We start from the raw sequence: 16754 nt of genomic DNA, 5'->3' as shown, positions 1-16754 counted from the left end.
GGCCGCGCCGTAGGAACGCGTGGAAGCGAGGGTCAGTTGTTCGACATCAACGGGTGGGAGCTGCTCCTGCTCGGGGTGCTCGCCATCCTCGTGCTGGGTCCCGAGCGGCTCCCCGACTACGCCGCGAAGTTCGGGCGGTTCGTCCGCCAGGCTCGCCAGATGGCCGACCGCGCCAAGCAGCAGCTCAAGGACGAGATGGGTCCGGAGTTCTCCGATATCGACTGGCGGGCCTACGACCCGAGGCAGTACGACCCGCGCAAGATCGTGCGCGACGCCCTCAACGCACCGCCCGACGAGGAGCCGGTGGCAGACACCGCCGACAAGCCGGTCAGCGTGCCGCGTGGCCACGACCCGTCGTTGCCGACCCCGTGGGACACCGAGGCCACCTGACCTGTCCGCCGGGGTAGCTCGACGGAGTCAGCGACCGGCGGGCGTGAGTCCGAGGGAGCGACCGGCGAGCCCACGGGCGCGCGTGGCGAGAGTGCGTGCGATGCCGCGCAGGGCCACGGCGGCGGGGGAGTCCGGCTCTCCGAGGACGACCGGCATGCCGTTGTCGCCACTCTCGCGCAGCCGGGTGTCGAGCGGGATCTGACCGAGCAGCTCGACCGGGGCGCCAATGCTCCGGGTCAGTGATTCGGCCACGTCCCGGCCACCGCCGGAGCCGAAGATCTCCTGGCGTGTGCCGTCGGGCAGCTCGAGCCACGACATGTTCTCGATGACGCCGACGACCCGCTGATGCGTCTGCAGCGCAATGGAGCCCGCGCGCTCGGCGACCTCTGCGGCGGCCTGCTGCGGCGTGGTCACGACGAGGATCTCGGCGGTCGGGATGAGCTGCGCGATCGAGATCGCGATGTCACCTGTGCCGGGCGGCAGGTCGAGCAGCAGCACGTCGAGGTCACCCCAGAAGACGTCACCGAGGAACTGCTGCAGGGCGCGGTGCAACATGGGCCCACGCCACACGACCGGCTGGTTGCCCGGGACGAACATCCCGATCGAGATGACCTTCACCTCGTGCGAGATGGGCGGCAGGATCATGTCGTCGACCTGCGTCGGTCGCTGCTCGACGCCGAGCATCCGCGGCACCGAGAAGCCGTAGACATCGGCATCGACGACGCCGACCCGCAGGCCCTGCTCGGCCATCGCGGCAGCCAGGTTGACCGTGACGGAGGACTTGCCGACGCCGCCCTTACCGGACGCCACGGCATACACCCGCGTCAGCGAGCTCGGCTTGGCGAAGGGGATCTCCTTCTCCGGGGCCCCACCGCGCAGCTGCTGACGCAGGGTGGCGCGCTGCTCGTCGCTCATGACATCGAGTGCGACGTCCACAGCGGTGACGCCGTCGACAGCGAGCAGGGCGGCTGTGGTGTCGCGGGTCAGGGTGTCCTTCATCGGGCAGCCCGAGACCGTGAGGAAGATCGCGAGAGCCACCCGCCCGGCATCGTCGATCTCGACCGACTTGACCATGCCGAGCTCGGTGATCGGCTTGCGGATCTCGGGGTCGTTGACCTTCGACAGGGCCGTGAGCAGCGCGTCACGGCTGGGCACCATGAGGACGGACATGGTGTCCATCGTATGCCGCAGATCGGGCGCTCCCGACCACGCCCCCTGTCACTCGCGCCACACTCGCGCGCACCCTCGCGGCATGCTCGTGCGACACCTGCAACACCGGCAACACACCGAGCAGCCGCCAAGTCCGCCGGTTATTTCCGCAGGAGTATGCGGCTAGCCGGTGTGTTGCGGGGGCGTGTGGTCGTCGTCGAGGCGGCGGAGCAGGGCGCGGTCCTCGAGCTCGTCGAGCAGGCCGCGCAGCTCGGACCGGACGAAGTCGCGTGTGGCCTGCTCCCGCAGCGCCACGCGCAGCGAGGCCACCTCACGGGTGAGGAACTCGGTGTCGGCGAGGTTGCGCTCGTCGCGGGCCCGGTCCTGCTCGAGGGTGACCCGGTCACGGTCCGCCTGCCGGTTCTGCGCGAGCAGGATCAGCGGTGCGGCATACGACGCCTGCAGGCTCAGCATGAGCGTGAGGAAGATGAACGGGTACTCGTCGAACCGCAGGCCCGGCGGGGCCAGGATGTTCCAGCCGACCCAGACGAGCACGAAGACCGTCATCCCGATGAGGAACTGCGCCGTGCCCATGAAGCGCGCGAACTTCTCGGACAGGACGCCGAAGGCCTCCTGCGACAGCGACACCTGCGGCAGGAACCGAGCGCGCTGCTCGCGAGGCTGGTCGAGCTTGTCGCCGCGCACGGCCCGGGCGCCGATCCGCCGCTCCGAACGCTCGCTCACGGGCGGACTCCGAGCTCGTGGCGCTCTTCACGCCAGTCCTCCGGGAGGATGTGGTCGAGCACGTCGTCGACGGTGACCGCACCGATGAGCCGGCCGTCGTCGTCGACGACGGGCAGCGAGACGAGGTTGTAGGTCGCGAGGGTCCGGGTCACCGTCTCGAGCGAGGCGTTCGCCGAGACGGGCTCCATCTCCTTGTCGATGATCGAGCCGATCGCCGCGTGCGGCGGCTCGCGCAGCAGGCGCTGGATGTGGACGAGGCCGAGGTAGCGGCCCGTGGGCGCCTCCAGTGGCGGACGGCATACGTACACCTGGGACGCCAGCGCCGGGGCGAGCTCCTCGCGGCGCACCGTCGCCAACGCCTCGGCGATCGTCGCCTCGGGACCGAGCACGACCGGCTCGGTCGTCATCATGCCGCCGGCGGTGTTCTCGTCGTAGGTGAGCAGCCGCCGCAGGGGCGCCGCCTCGTCGGGCTCCATGAGCTGCAGGAGCTGCTCGGCCTGCTCGGGGGGCAGGTCTGCGAGCAGGTCGGCGGCGTCGTCGGGCTCCATGGCCTCGAGCACGTCCGCAGCCCGCTCGGTGTCGAGCCCGGCGATGATCTCGACCTGGTCGTCCTCGGGGAGCTCCTCGAGGACGTCGGCCAGGCGTTCGTCGTCGAGGGCGGCGGCGACCTCGGCCCGCCGCTTGGGGTTCAGGTCGTGGATGACCTCGGCGAGGTCGGCGACCTTGAGATCGTCGTAGGTCTCGAGGAGGCGTTCCGCGCTCTGCGCGCCGGACTGCTCATGCAGGCCCTGGACGTCGCGGGTGTCGACGAGCATCGTCTTGCCCGACCGCCGGCGAGTCAGGCGTGACATGGCGCGAGATGCCGACGACACCCCGGACGCCTGCCGGACGAAGACCTTGACGCCGAGCCAGTCGCGGCGAAGCCCCTGCTCGATCGCGAGGTCCTCGACGATCGCGTCGCCGAAGCCCGCCTCGACCGCCTCCGGCGTCGTCACCTTGACCGTGCGGTCGAACAGCTCGGCGGCCACCAGCATCTCGTTGGTCCGCTGTTCGAAGCGGCGCATGTTGACCAGGCCGGTCGTGATCACGGCGCCCGCGTCGATCGAGGTCACCCGCGTCATCGGCACGAACACCCGCCTCCGGCCCGGCACCTCGACGACCAGTCCGATCACGCGGGGCTCGGGCCGGTTGGCCGAGAACATCACCACGACGTCGCGCACGCGACCGACCTGGTCACCGAGCGGGTCGAAGACGCTCAGTCCCGTCAGGCGCGCGACGAAGACGCGGGTGCTGGCGCTCATGAGGCCCAGGCTATGCGGTCACGTGCCGTGCCGGCCGACGCCACGTCGCTGACGCTTCTTGCGCAGCTTCGCGCGCTCCCGGGCGGCCTTCACCGCGGCCTTGCGGGCAGCCTTGGCGCGCTTGCGCTCGGCGCGCTCCTCTCCACGCCCGCCGAGATGCCACGGGCGCCACGCGGTCGTCGTCGCGGCCGTGCGGGCCGGGGCGGCCCGGTGGTCGCCGGCGTCATAGGCGCCTGGGGACTCGAGCGGGCTGTCGAACGGCACGAGTGCGGTGATGGTGCACTCGGCGGCCCAGCGGGTCAGCGAGTCGTCGACGGCGTTGAGCCGCGAGGCCTTGAGCAGCTCGGCGGCACGCTGCCACTCGGGAGTGCCGGGCTCGAGGACGTGGACGTGCGCCCGGATCGTCAGCAGCCGCCCGCCGGTGTCCTTGCTGCGCAGGATCAGCCGGACCTCCTTGGGGAGCCAGGGCAGCGGCTGCTCACCCGGCCCGCTCACCACCAGGGCAGCGCCGTCGTCCCACACGTGCCAGGCCGGCCAGGTGCGGTCGTCGGCGACGTCGATCCAGAGCAGGCCGGACTTGCTCATGGCCTCGCCGAGGAGGGCGGTGAGGTTGGCGCTGGGCGGCTCGGTCACACGGCCCACCATAGTGATTCCGACCTCATTGGTGGTGGGCGTGACTGCGGTCATAACCGGGTGTGCCGGGCCGTTGCTACGTTGACGCCCATGCGCAGCGCAAAGGACTTCTTCCGTCCCCTCGCCGTGGGCGCCCCGACGCCGCTCACCGAGGTCCCGGCGCGTCCGTCCCGGGTCATCCACTTCTTCGACCCGAGCAACGAGAAGATGGCGGCCAAGGTCCCAGGGCTCGTCGGCACGGTCGACGTGCTGCTCGGCAACCTCGAGGACGCGGTCAAGGCGGACCGCAAGGAGGCGGCACGGGCCGGGCTCGTGGCCATCGCCAAGGCCACGGACTTCGGGGAGAACACCCAGCTCTGGACGCGGGTCAACGCGCTCGACAGCCCGTGGGTGCTCGACGACCTGACCACGCTGGTCACCGAGATCGGCGACCAGCTCGACGTCATCATGGTGCCCAAGGTCCAGGGTGCCGAGGACATCCACTACGTCGACCGGCTCCTCGCCCAGCTCGAGGCGCGTGCCGGCCTGACCCGCCCGATCCTCGTCCACGCGATCCTCGAGACCGCGCGAGGCGTGGCCAACGTCGAGGAGATCTGCGGCGCCTCGCCGCGCATGCAGGGGCTCTCGCTCGGGCCCGCCGACCTGGCGGCCGACCGCCGGATGAAGACGACGCGGGTCGGGGGCGGGCACCCCGGCTATCTCGTGCGGCAGGACCCCGTGGACGGGAACATCCAGGGAGAGCGCGCGACCTACCAGCAGGATCTCTGGCACTACACGATCGCCCGGATGGTCGACGCGTGCGCGATGCACGGGATCTTCCCCTACTACGGCCCCTTCGGCGACATCGCCGACGTCGTCGCGTGCGAGGACCAGTTCCGCAATGCCTTCCTGCTCGGCTGCGTCGGCACGTGGTCGCTGCACCCCGTCCAGATCGAGATCGCCAAGCGCGTCTTCAGCCCATCCGCCGAAGATGTCCGCCACGCAAGGCGTGTCGTGGCGGCGATGGGTGACGGCACGGGCGCCGTCATGCTCGACGGCAAGATGGAGGACGACGCGAGCCTCAAGCAGTGCCTCGTCATCGTGGAGCTCGCCGAGCGCCTCGCCCGGACCGACCCCGAGCTCGCCGCACTGTATGCCGCCGAGCCCGCCACGCAGGAAGGCTGAGTCCCATGGTCGCCGACCGCACGGCATTCCGGAATGACGGGCCGGACCCTCGCAAGCTCGGGAGCGACCCCTCCCCGGCTCCAGGACGCGGGGCCGTGCGCCCACGCCGCTCGGTGCTCTACATGCCGAGCTCCAACGAGCGTGCCCTGGAGAAGGCGAAGACCCTGCCCGTGGACGCCCTCATCCTCGACCTCGAGGATGCCGTGGCACCCGACGCGAAGGAGACTGCGCGCGAGAACGCTTGTGCCGCAGCGCAGTCCGGGGACTATGGCCGGCGTGAACTGACGATCCGCGTCAACGGCATCGGCACCCAGTGGCACGACGCCGACCTTGCGGCGGCCTGCGCTGCAGGGCCCCACGCGGTGGTGGTGCCGAAGGTCGGGTCCGCGGACGAGGTGCGGTCGCTCGTCGAGGCGATGGTGGCGGCCGAGGCCCCCGACCATGTGCGCCTCTGGGCGATGATCGAGACGCCCTCGGCGATCCTGCACGCGGAGGAGATCGCGAGCGCGTCGGACCGCCTCGCCTGCCTCGTGCTCGGCACCAACGACCTCTACAAGGAGCTCGGCGCGACGTACTCGCCCGGACGCGCGGCGATCCAGACGTCGCTGCAGCTGGCTCTGCTCGGCGCGCGCGCTGCGGGGGTCGCGATCGTCGACGGGGTGTTCAACGACGTGAAGGACGCCGACGGGTTCGTCGCCGAGGCTCGGCAAGGCCGGGAGCTGGGCTTCGACGGCAAGACCCTGATCCATCCGGGGCAGGTCGATCCGTGCAACGAGGTCTTCGCCCCGACTGAGGCGCAGGTGCAGGAGGCGCGCGCGGTCATCGCCGCGTTCGAGGCGGCGGTGGCGCAGGGCTCTGGTGTTGCCACGCTGAACGGCCGGCTCATCGAGAACCTCCACGTCGACCAGGCGCACCAGGTGCTCGCGACCGCCGAGGCCATCGCCGCGCTTCGCTGACCCCTCGTCCGTGCCCCCTCGTTCGAGGTAATCGGATCGAGGTATCAGGTCGCCAGCTGGCACGACCTTGTACCTCGACCGCAATACCTCGAACGGGGGTGAGCCTCGCTCAGGGCAGGCGGTAGACCGACACGTGCGAGCGCGACTCGGCGGTGAAGTCTGAGCCCGACCAGTCGGCGTGCCGGGCCTCGAGCTCGAAACCGGCGAGCCGCCCCATGAGGTCGAGCTCGGCGGGCCAGATGTAGCGGTGGGGCGAGCGGGTCAGGCGGGCGCGCCTGGTCTCGTCGAAGGTGAAGTGGTGCGAGACGACGTGCTGCTGCAGCACGTCGTAGGTGTCGAGCCCGATGTAGCCCGGCTGCAGGTCCCACACGGTCGCAGGCACACCGGGCGGCAGCCGGCGCAGCTCGGGCACCCAGAGCTCGACCACGAAACAGCCGTCCGGGACGAGGTGGCGGGCGGCGTTGCGGAAGCAGTCCACCTGCTCCTGCTGCGTCATGAGGTTGGAGATCGTGTTGTACACCAGGTACACCAGCGTGAACTCGCCGTGGGCGGTCGCGGTGGCCATGTCGCCGAGGACGACCGGGATCGACTGCTCATCGGCCTTCTCCCGGAGACGGTCCACCATCGGCTGGGACAGCTCGATCCCGCTGACCGGCACACCGCGCTCCGCGAGGGGCACGGCGACCCGGCCGGTGCCGATCGCCAGCTCCAGCGCGGCACCCCCGGCGGCCAGTGCGGCCAGCCGGTCGACGGTCGGCCGGAGCACCTCGGGGGCGAACATCCCCGCGCCAGGCGTGTCGTAGCGCGCTGCGGTCTCGGCATCCCAGAGCTCGTCCTGCCACATGTCCTCGACCTTGCCGCGCGTCGCGAGGCCGGTCCACCGAATATCCGCCGTCGTCGCCGCGGCGCTCCTTCGGACAGCTCAGAGCCGGCGGTCGAAGACCACCCTTCCGGCCGCATCGCGAGCCACGATCCGCATGTCCGAGTCCAGGGTCATCGGCCGATACGGCAGGAACCCGACGAACACCGCCCCGTCGACACCCGGGAGGGTGAGCCGGTACGGCAGCGGAGTCAGGAGACCGTCCTGCTCGAAGTCCAACGAGGCGACCCGGCCTGAGGTCGCCACCACCGGCCGGAGCACGTCCCTGTACTCGTCCACCTCGTTGGTCGAAGGGTCCGACAGCGCCCCTTCGCCGAGGTCGTCGAAGGGGCCCGGCTTGGAGGTCGGCAGCGGGAAGGTCACGCACGTCGAGCTGCTGCCGCGGACCTGGTTGTCGTTGATGTTGCGGTCCGCGGGCCACACCATGATGCAGCCCGCGGGCCGGGCCTTGCCGTCGCCGTACGACCCTGCGTCCGTCATCGCCGGCGCGAGCAGGATGTTCGCGGGGCGCCCTCCGACGTGGACCGTGCCGAGGCCGATGGTCCGGCCCTTGGCCATGTGCGCCCACCGGTTCTGCCTGCCCAGCTTCGTCTGGTCGACGTACTGCTGGTATGCCGGCAGCGGGCTGCCGATGGTGAGCCCGGGCATGACCGGGCCGGTCGACGAAGCGCTCGAGGTCGTGCTCGCGCTCGATGTCGTGGCGGTGGAAGACGCTGCGGCTGGGGTCGTGGCAGACGAGACCGACGGGGTGCCGGAGCCGAAGGACGTGGTGTCCGGCCGGGCAGTCCACCAGCCCGTGGCGACGGCCGCGCCGGCGACAGCGACGACCGACGCGGCAGCGAGGGTAGGGCGCAGCCACGAGCGGCGAGTGCCGAGGCGTCTCTCGGTCTGCTGCCACAGCGTTTCCAGGTCGACGTCGATCTCCTGCGCAGCTGTGTCGAGCAGGTCCCGGGTCAGCAGGTCGCGGTCGGTCATCGGTCCTCCAGGTGGCGGTGCAGGTCGTCGAGCCCTCGGGACACGGCGGACTTCGCGGCACCGACGGTGGTGCCCATGAGCGTGGCGATCTCGGCGTAGGGCAGGTCGAGCCAGTACCGCAGCACGACCGCCTCACGGCGCCGCTCTGGCAGGCGGTCCAGGGCGGCGAGCACCTGGCTCGCCTCCGACGTGCGCAGCGACGCTTCCTCGGCGGACTCGGCGTGCCGTTCCGCGTCGCGGCGCTCCAGGCGGGTCCGGCGCCATCGGACCACCCGGCGGCGATGCCGGTCGCGGACGAGGTTGACGATGACGCGGTTGAGGTAGGCGCTGGCGTCGGCCAGGTCTCCGGTCCCACCCTGGTAGCGCTCGTAGAGACGGCAGAACGCGTCCTGGACGACGTCCTCGGGGTCCTCGGCGCCGAGCAGCGCGGCGAACCGCACCGCTCGCGTGGCGTGGGCGTCGAAGAGGCCGCGGAAGCCGGCCGCGCGGTCCGTCGGGTCGCTGACGATGACTCTCACACCCGGCACGACGCGCGAGACGCCGAAAGGTTGCCCAGCGCCCCCAGTCATCCGGAGAGGGTATGCCGTGTGCCCTCTCCGGGCGCCCGAGCGACGGGCGGGTGCATGTGGCGGACAAGCGGCATACGGCTTCGGGATACACGGGGAGCGCCCGCGCGTTGGTCAGGGCATGGAGCGCTCCGAGGGGCACCGCATCACCCGGCGCGGCCTCATCGTGGCGGGTGCGCTCGGCGTCGTCGCGGCGGGCGGCACGTATGCCGTCGCGCGAAGCGGGCTCGTCGAGCTACCCGAGGTGCCCGGCATACCGGGACTCGCCGGCCCCGCGCCTCCGGAGCTGCGCATCGACCCGCAGCCGGTCGACTACCGCGACCTCGTGGCGCGGCGGCGGATCGGCCGGGCGACCTACGTCTACGAGGTCACCGGACGGCCGGCGACGTACTACGTGACCGACGCCTTCGGCCGACGCCTCGACCGGTGGCTGGCGCTGCACGAGCGGTACATCGGCCAGGTGCCCGACGAGGTCCGCTCCTACGGCGCGTGGGTCCGCGGGGCCGCGACCTCGTGGCACAGCTCGGGCGAGGCGATCGACATCGCACGCCTGCGCGCCGGCGGACGCGACCTCACCTCGCTGCGCTACGACCAGTGGCGTGACGCGCCCGCGGCCGAGCTCCAGCGGCGCCTCCGGCTCTACTGGCGCACCGCCGCCGGGCTGCACCACGAGTTCGCGGACGTCCTCACCTACCTGTTCGACGCCGCCCATGCGAACCACATCCACGTCGACATCGGACGCTTCGGGACGGAGCAGCCCCGACTGATCCGCCGGTCCCACGCACAGGTCCAGGCCGTGCAGGCGATGTGCCGGCACGTATGGGGACGCACGGACGTCGAGATCACGGGGGAGCTGGACGACGCGACTCGCGAGGCCACCTCGCGCGTCCTCGAGGCGGCGGGCAGCCCTGATGCGCTGGCCGACTCGAGGGAGGCGTGGCAGGCGTTCCTCGTCGCGACGATGCGCGAGGCGTGACCCGTAGGATCGGTCGTCATGGCCCAGAGCGTGCTCACTCCACAGTCCGACGACTTCCCGCGGTGGTACCAGGACGTCATCGCCAAGGCCGAGCTGGCCGACAACGGCCCGGTGCGCGGCACCATGGTCATCCGGCCATACGGCTACGCGATCTGGGAGCGGATGCAGGCCGACATGGACCGCCGGATCAAGGAGACCGGCGCTCGCAACGCCTACTTCCCGCTGTTCATCCCGCAGTCGTACCTCGAGCGTGAGGCGGAGCACGTCGAGGGCTTCAGCCCGGAGCTCGCCGTCGTCACCCACGCGGGGGGCAAGGAGCTCGAGGAGCCGGTCGTGGTGCGGCCGACGTCCGAGACGGTCATCGGGGAGTTCATGGCCAAGTGGACGCAGAGCTACCGCGACCTGCCGCTGCTGCTGAACCAGTGGGCCAACGTGGTGCGCTGGGAGCTGCGCCCCCGCATCTTTCTGCGCACCAGCGAGTTCCTCTGGCAGGAAGGGCACACCGCGCACGCGACGGAGCAGGACGCGCGGCAGTTCGCCAAGCGCATCCACGAGGACGTGTACGCCGCGTTCATGAGGGAGGTGCTCGCGATCCCGGTGGTCCTCGGCCGCAAGACCGCGAAGGAGCGCTTCGCCGGCGCGACGAACACGATGACGCTCGAGGCGATGATGCGTGATGGCAAGGCGCTGCAGATGGGCACCAGCCACGAGCTCGGGCAGAACTTCGCCAGGGCGTTCGACATCACCTACCTCTCGGAGCAGGGCCGCCAGGAGCTGGCCTGGACGACCTCGTGGGGGAGCACGACCCGCATGGTGGGAGGCCTCATCATGTGCCATGGCGACGACAACGGCCTGCGGGTGCCTCCGCGGCTCGCCCCCATCCAGGTGCTCGTCATGGTCGTCAAGGCGGGCGAGGGCGTCGCGGAGGCGGCCGGCCAGGTCGTGAAAGACCTTGTGGCGCAAGGCATTCGCGCGGAGCTGGACGACCGGCTCGACACGCCGTTCGGGCGGCGCGCGGTCGACGCCGAGCTCAAGGGCATCCCGGTGCGGATCGAGGTCGGGCCGCGCGATCTCGCCGCCGGCACGGTGACGGTCGTCAGGCGCATCGCCGGGGGCAAGTCGCCGCTGCCGCTCGCGGCGCTCGTCACCGAGGTGTCCCGCGCGCTCGACGAGGACCACCAGGCCCTGTATGCCGGCGCGCTGGCTCATCGCGATACGAACACCTCCGCTGTCGAGACCCTCGCCGAGGCCGCCGAGGCGGCTCGCACCGGCTGGGCGACGATCGCGTGGAAGCAGGTCGGCGACGAAGGGGAGGCCGTACTGGCCGAGTCGTCCGTCACGGTGCGCTGCCTCACGATGCCCGACGGTTCCGTGCCCCTGTCCGAAGACGACCCGGACGTCCTCGCTGTGGTCGGGCGGGCCTACTGACGCGAGCGAAGCGAGCCAAAAGCACGAGTGGGCCTTCCCACAGGGGAGTCGGGAAGAGGCAGGCGTCGGGCATGGTTGAGGAGTGCGTGAGGAGGCTGAGCGCGACATGAGCGACGAGACGGTGACCACCCAACGGCATACGTCCCCGGGTGTCTCGGCGCAGCCGGACATCCTCACTCCGCTGCTGCGCGAGCGCGAGAGTGTCATGGTCTACGACCGGTCGCACGTGCTCTCGCCGGAGTCGCTCCGGGCCATCCTGGAGGCGGCGCGCTGGGCACCGTCTGCGGGCAACTCGCAGCCGTGGGGCTTCATCGTGGGCCGGCGTGGCGACGATACCCACGCCACCATGGTCGAGCTGCTGTCCTCGGCGAACCAGGTGTGGGCGCCGTCCGCCTCGGCGATCATCCTGACGCTGCACCAGGTCGCGACCGACGAGGACCACGAGATCGCGTACAGCGACTACGCGATGTTCGACCTCGGCCAGGCGGTGGCCCACATCACCGTGCAGGCGAGGTCCATGGGCCTGCAGGTGCGCCAGTTCGGTGGCTTCGACCACCGCGCCGCGGCCGAGCGGTTCGCTGTGCCCCCGCACTGGGCGGTCACGACCGGGATCGCGCTCGGGCTTCCGGCGGCGCCAGACGGCGACCTCGAGATGCCCGACTGGCTGCGAGCGCGCTCGCGTCTGCCCAGGTCGCGGCTGCCGCTCGAGGCCTTCGTGCACTCCGGCAAGTTCGGCCACGCCGCAGACTTCCTCGACGAGCCGCCGACGGGCTGATCCCGCCGTCCCCGGCACCAGGGACATACCAAGCTCGCGCGGCGTGGTTGCTCACGCCTGTCCGGCCGCCACGAAAGCACTTGGTGTGTCCGTGGGGACGGCGCGCCGGCGGCTTGTGGAGGCCACCCCACGAACGGGTGGCCTCCACCGGCCGGCGCACCGGCGCGACGTTCGGTGGCGCTACCAGCGCGACGTCGCCGCGGCCATGAGGTCACCGAACAGGAGTCCGTCGTCCACGGCATACCCCCTGCGGGTGAACCAGTCACACATGTTCCGCGCGTCGCGCTCGAGGAACTCCGGTCCGTGCGGGTTGCCGATGATGTCGACGATCTGCGGCCAGTCGATGAGGACCAGCCGCACATCCTCACCGTCGCCGTCGAGCAGGACGTTGTACGGCGAGAGGTCACCGTGCGCCCAGCCGAGCTCAGCGAGCCGGAGCATCGCCTCGCGCAGCTGCTCGTACAGCCTCGGGAGCAGCTCCGGAGCAGGTCGGGCCTGGGCGAGCCGTGGCGCGGCCTGCCCGTCGGGAGTGCCGATGAACTCCATCAGCATCTCGTCGTCGGACATCTGCACCGGGTACGGCACCGGCAGTCCCTCACCCCACAGCCGGATCAGCGTCTCGAACTCCGCGAAGGCCCAGAGTCCGCTGATCAGCTCCTTGCCGAACGAGGTCCGCGTGCGGATGGCCCGCGTCTCGCGCGACTTGCGCACCCTCCGTCCCTCGAGGTAGCCCGAGTCGCGGTGGAACATGCGGTGCTTGCTCGACCGGTACCGCTTGCCGGCCATGAGCACGTCCCGGTCCGGGGCGCCCGGCACCCACCTGCGGACGAGGTGGACGTCGGCCTCCTTGCCCGTCTTGAGGACACCGAGGTCGGCCTCGACGGCGCCGAGGTCGGTGATGACCCAGTCGGGTCGGGGCTTGGGACCGTGGGTCGCACCGTCCCAGCTGGACCAGCGCTCGCCCTCCGGAGGTGCGTCGGGCGCGCTGTCGACGGCAAAGTCCTCGAGGTGGGAGTCGAGAGCCCGGCCGTCAGTCAGGCGAGAGTCGAATACTTCGTACTCGTCCTCGTGAAAAGCATTGAATGACAAGGGAACTCCAAGTTCGTAGCAATGTGGGCAGGCATGCCCGGGGCCGTGATCGACATGTCACCCTCCTTGGGTTCCCGTGCGCCGGCCTGGTGCCGTCGCGGTCGTCCACGAGGGTGCCGCATCGCTCGCCTGTGACGCAAACGAATTACCGGCCCGCTTTGGGCGAATCCGTATCAGCGCGCACTTCTCCACCTCTACCGTGACAAGAGAGTCCGTCCAGCGGGTCCCTCGGAGGGAGCAAGGTATGCCGGCCGCGTCCTTCGGCGGTGGAGCGGTGCGGGTGCGCACCCCCGAGACCTACGACGCCACCCGAGCCCCGAGCGGTGACGCACGCCCGGGACACACGGACCGCGACCTGCCCCTGCCGGCGGGCGGGCCGACCGCCGCGCTGCTGGATGCCCTGGCGGACAACGACTTCACCGTCCTGGACCGGATCGACCTCACGCCCCGAGGGTCACGGGACATCGACGGCAGGCCACCGTCGAACCGCAGGGGCACGGTGCAGGTGGACGTCGACGTCGCCCCCGGTGACGACGCGGTCGTGCTGCTCGAGCGTGACGGCGTCTACTCGTGGCAGCTGCCCAAGGGCGGCCCGGTCGACCGCTCCATCGACCTCGGCCCCCGCACCGTCAGCTTCGACATCCCGGTGCAGCCGATGCGCCCCGCACGTCCAGCGCCCCACTCCCAGAGGGGTGGACGCCAGCGAGACATCACGCCGACGGATGGCGACGGGTCTCGTGACCGCGGCCTGCTGGGCGACCTGGTCCATGGGGCGGTGCAAGCCATCGTCATCAAGTTCGTCGCGCCGGCCGTGGTCGGCAAGGTCATCGAGGTGCTCGAGTCAAAGATCCGCACGGGACTCGTGCACATCACCGGCGGCTCGCTCGACCACTGGAAGCCGATCCAGTCGATCGCCGAGGTGCCGCTCGACACGGACTGGACTCCGCGGGTGCTGCTGCTCGTCCACGGCACGTTCTCCTCGACCGTGAGCGCCTTCGGGGCGATGTCGGTAGCGCCCGATGCGAACCGCTTCGTCGACACCCTCGTCTCTGCCTACGACGCCGTCATCGGCTACGACCACCGCACGCTCAGCGTCGACCCCGAGCAGAACGCGCGCGACCTGCTCGACCTGCTGTCGGCCGGGGGACACGGCCGTCCGCTGCAGATCGACGTCATCACGCACAGCAGAGGTGGGCTCGTCACGAGGTCGCTCGTCGAGACGGTGCTGCCGCAGTCGTCCTGGCAGGGCTCGGTCGACAACATCGTCTTCGTCGCCGCGACCAACGGCGGCACCCATCTCGCCGACCCGAAGCGCTGGCACGACCTCGTCGACCTCTACACCAACCTGGTGATGGTCGGAGCGGTCGGCCTCTCGCTCGTGCCGGGCGCGGCCGCGTTCACGGCCGTCGTCGGCGGTGTGGTGCAGGGCGTCGGCGCGCTCGTGAAGTTCCTCGCCTCGTATGCCGCTGACGCTAAGGCGGTGCCCGGGCTCGCTGCGATGGTGCCCGACGGGCCGTTCGTCACGACGATCAACACCATGCAGCCGGGCCAGCCGCAGCCCGGCACGAGCTGGTACGTCGTGTCGTCCGACTTCCATGTCTCGCTCCTCGGCGGTCACGTGGTCCCGGCCGAGTTCCCGCGCGAGCTCGCGGCACGTCTCGCCGAGGGCTTCCTCGACGGGCTCTTCGAGGGCCCCAACGACCTCGTCGTCGATACGGCTTCGATGTCGGCGATCGGCCTGCCGAAAGGCGGTTTCGTACGGGACACGTTGGCGCTGGGGACGAACGACGTCACTTACCACGTCAACTACTTCTCGAACGCCTCGGTCCTCGGCAAGATCTCCCAGTGGCTGCCGCTCGGCCTCGGTGCCGGTGAGGACGACGGCACGTCCCTCCCAGCGTGGATGACAGCCGGCGCGGAAGCGGCACCCGAGGCGGAGCCGGGGGACGCACTCCCCGGGGCAGGCGCCGAGGATGAGATGGCCGAGGGTGCATCGCGCGGGGGCGGTGACCGGGGCGTGGAGATGGCTGAGCCCCCGATGTCGCCTCCGCCGATGGTCGCGCCACCCTCAGCTCGGCCGCCCGCCGCTCGGCCGCCAGCGGCACCGCCGCCACCTGCGGCGCCACCGCCGCCACCTGCGGCGCCACCGCCGCCACCTGCGGCGCCACCACCCGCGCCCCCGCTGGCGGCGGGCCTGGAGCCGGTCGCGCCACCTGCAGCCACTGCCCACCTCGCGGCGGAGATGCCCGAAACCGTCACTCCTGCAAAGGAGTTCACGATTCGAGTGCGCCTGGCGCGGGTCGCGATCGAGGCGACGGAGGGAACCGTCCACGTCGACCAGCAGGTGCGGGTCGATGCCGAGCGCCCGGTCAGCGTCCAGGTCTTCGGCAAGGTCAACGTCGACGTGCTCGAGCGCGACAGCAAGGTCTTCGGCCTGCCCGGCGGCGACTGGGCGGCGGAGCTGACGTTCCGAGCCAGGGCGATCGCGCCCGGCCCGGTCGCCGTCGAGGTCGTGCTCCGCCAGGGCTGGGTTCCCGTCGCGACCGTCCGGCTGCAGGCCACCGCGGCCCAGGACGGCATGCGCGCACCCACCCCGGTGACGGCGTCGGTCCACGCCGGCATCGAGGCCCCCGAGCTCGACGGTGTGGCCTGCCTCGACATCAGTCTCGGACGACGGGCCACGGGCGAGCTCGTCTACACCTACGCGCTCCGCCTCGAGCGGGACGACGTGCGGTTCTTCGAGTCGCCTCCGATCATCGGACGCGACGACTTCGTCCATGCCCGGATCGCCGAGGTCGAGAGCGTCATCAAGGACACCCTCTCCAGGCCCTCGGCCCGGCTGAGGAAGCTCCAGAACATCGGCTCCATGCTCTTCGAGCAGTTCTTCCCGGAGGACATGCAGGAGTACCTCTGGACGCACCGAGACCTCGTGCACGACCTCATCGTCTACACCGACGAGCCCTACGTACCCTGGGAGCTCGTGCACCTCAAGCCGCCTCGCGGCAAGCGCGGCACGACCCCGCTCTTCCTCGCCCAGGGTGGCCTGGTCCGCTGGCAGATCGGAAGCTTCCCGCCCAAGCAGCTGAAGGTCCGGACCGGCCGGGCGCGCTCGATCTGCCCCGTCTACGCCGACCCGTCGATCAGCAACGACGCGGGAGTTCTCGAGGCCGAGTACCTCAAGGCGCGGTTCGGCGCCAAGGCGGTCACCGCCACCCCGAGCGGCGTCGAGCGGCTGCTGCGCGGCGGCAACTTCGACCTGCTCCACTTCTCGGGCCACGGGGCCGCTCGCACCGACAACATCGCGGACGCCCAGGTCCTGCTGAGGGGCCGCCGGCGCGGCAACGTCGTCATGAACGAGTTCCTCTCTGCCACCGACGTCTCGGAGAACTTCGACTGGGCCGATCCCTCCGTCGGCGGCCCGCTCGTGGTTCTCAACGCCTGCCAGACGGGACGGGTGGGGGAGCTGTTCACCACCGTCGGCGGCTTCGCCACGGCGTTCCTCAACGCCGGCGCCTCCGCGTTCGTCTCGTGCCTGTGGTCGGTGCACGAGGAACCCGCCAGGGTCTTCGTCGAAAGCCTCTACGAGGAGCTGCTCAAGGGCACCCCGATCTCCCGCGCGAGCGCCGTCGCCCGGGCTGCCGCCCGCGAGGCGGACGATCCGACCTGGCTGGCGTACGTCGTATACGCGAGACCCGACGCCGTGCTGGCGACGGGGTGAGACGGCATAC

General features: G+C 70.9%; 15 protein-coding genes. 7 read left to right on the top strand and 8 right to left on the bottom strand.

The genetic code is table 11. From position 1 onward, the window contains the following. Positions 1 to 36 precede the first annotated feature (36 nt). Positions 37 to 390, top strand: a complete 354-nt coding sequence (tatB, locus tag ACYVLP_RS26585) for a Sec-independent protein translocase protein TatB (protein WP_460630274.1) — start codon at positions 37 to 39, stop codon at positions 388 to 390. A gap of 27 nt (positions 391 to 417) precedes the next feature. Here tatB and ACYVLP_RS26580 read toward each other — a convergent pair whose 3' ends face one another. The 4 genes from ACYVLP_RS26580 to ACYVLP_RS26565 all read right to left on the bottom strand — a co-directional run bounded on the left by ACYVLP_RS26580 (position 418) and on the right by ACYVLP_RS26565 (position 4217). Next, positions 418 to 1560, bottom strand: coding sequence for an Mrp/NBP35 family ATP-binding protein (locus ACYVLP_RS26580; protein ID WP_460630273.1), 1143 nt, complete (start codon positions 1558 to 1560; stop codon positions 418 to 420). Positions 1561 to 1722: 162 nt separating this feature from the next. Further along, positions 1723 to 2283, bottom strand: a complete 561-nt coding sequence (locus ACYVLP_RS26575) for a DUF1003 domain-containing protein (RefSeq protein WP_460630272.1) — start codon at positions 2281 to 2283, stop codon at positions 1723 to 1725. Beyond that, positions 2280 to 3584 (bottom strand): magnesium transporter MgtE N-terminal domain-containing protein, encoded by a 1305-nt coding sequence (locus ACYVLP_RS26570; protein ID WP_452269337.1) that lies wholly within the window; start codon positions 3582 to 3584, stop codon positions 2280 to 2282. Before ACYVLP_RS26570 ends, ACYVLP_RS26575 begins: the two co-directional genes overlap by 4 nt. Positions 3585 to 3602: 18 nt before the next feature. Then, positions 3603 to 4217, bottom strand: coding sequence for a hypothetical protein (locus ACYVLP_RS26565; RefSeq protein WP_452269338.1), 615 nt, complete (start codon positions 4215 to 4217; stop codon positions 3603 to 3605). A gap of 90 nt (positions 4218 to 4307) precedes the next feature. Here ACYVLP_RS26565 and ACYVLP_RS26560 point away from each other — a divergent pair, with 90 nt between their 5' ends. Together ACYVLP_RS26560 and ACYVLP_RS26555 are read left to right on the top strand one after the other, a co-directional pair. Continuing rightward, positions 4308 to 5381, top strand: a complete 1074-nt coding sequence (locus ACYVLP_RS26560) for an HpcH/HpaI aldolase/citrate lyase family protein (protein ID WP_460630271.1) — start codon at positions 4308 to 4310, stop codon at positions 5379 to 5381. 5 nt (positions 5382 to 5386) lie between these two features. Beyond that, positions 5387 to 6337 carry an HpcH/HpaI aldolase/citrate lyase family protein gene (locus ACYVLP_RS26555; RefSeq protein ID WP_460630270.1) on the top strand — a complete coding sequence of 317 codons (951 nt, stop codon included), beginning with the start codon at positions 5387 to 5389 and terminating at the stop codon, positions 6335 to 6337. Positions 6338 to 6446: 109 nt separating this feature from the next. On the opposite strand, the gene ACYVLP_RS26550 is transcribed toward ACYVLP_RS26555, so the two are convergent. From ACYVLP_RS26550 to ACYVLP_RS26540, 3 genes are all read right to left on the bottom strand, one after another. Beyond that, positions 6447 to 7181, bottom strand: a complete 735-nt coding sequence (locus ACYVLP_RS26550; protein ID WP_460630269.1) for a class I SAM-dependent methyltransferase — start codon at positions 7179 to 7181, stop codon at positions 6447 to 6449. A gap of 78 nt (positions 7182 to 7259) precedes the next feature. Next, complete coding sequence (locus ACYVLP_RS26545; protein WP_460630268.1) at positions 7260 to 8192, bottom strand: hypothetical protein; 933 nt, start codon at positions 8190 to 8192, stop codon at positions 7260 to 7262. After that, a complete protein-coding gene (locus tag ACYVLP_RS26540) occupies positions 8189 to 8761 on the bottom strand; it encodes an RNA polymerase sigma factor (RefSeq protein WP_460630267.1) in 573 nt (190 codons plus the stop codon). The genes ACYVLP_RS26545 and ACYVLP_RS26540 overlap by 4 nt, the downstream gene beginning before the upstream one ends. 118 nt (positions 8762 to 8879) lie before the next feature. Between ACYVLP_RS26540 and ACYVLP_RS26535 the strand changes: the two genes are divergently transcribed. From ACYVLP_RS26535 to ACYVLP_RS26525, 3 genes are all read left to right on the top strand, one after another. After that, positions 8880 to 9734 (top strand): extensin family protein, encoded by an 855-nt coding sequence (locus ACYVLP_RS26535; protein WP_460630266.1) that lies wholly within the window; start codon positions 8880 to 8882, stop codon positions 9732 to 9734. Between the two features lie 18 nt (positions 9735 to 9752). After that, entirely contained in the window at positions 9753 to 11162 is a 1410-nt protein-coding gene (proS, locus tag ACYVLP_RS26530) for a proline--tRNA ligase (protein WP_460630265.1), read from the top strand. Between the two features lie 106 nt (positions 11163 to 11268). Next, positions 11269 to 11937 carry a nitroreductase family protein gene (locus ACYVLP_RS26525; RefSeq protein ID WP_460630264.1) on the top strand — a complete coding sequence of 223 codons (669 nt, stop codon included), beginning with the start codon at positions 11269 to 11271 and terminating at the stop codon, positions 11935 to 11937. A gap of 180 nt (positions 11938 to 12117) precedes the next feature. Here ACYVLP_RS26525 and ACYVLP_RS26520 read toward each other — a convergent pair whose 3' ends face one another. After that, positions 12118 to 13026, bottom strand: coding sequence for a serine protein kinase RIO (locus ACYVLP_RS26520; RefSeq protein ID WP_460630263.1), 909 nt, complete (start codon positions 13024 to 13026; stop codon positions 12118 to 12120). A gap of 244 nt (positions 13027 to 13270) precedes the next feature. Between ACYVLP_RS26520 and ACYVLP_RS26515 the strand changes: the two genes are divergently transcribed. Continuing rightward, positions 13271 to 16744, top strand: a complete 3474-nt coding sequence (locus tag ACYVLP_RS26515; RefSeq protein ID WP_460630262.1) for a CHAT domain-containing protein — start codon at positions 13271 to 13273, stop codon at positions 16742 to 16744. Positions 16745 to 16754 lie beyond the last annotated feature (10 nt).

It is taken from the genome of Intrasporangium mesophilum (assembly GCF_054783095.1).
This window is presented reverse-complemented; position numbering and strand designations above follow the sequence as displayed.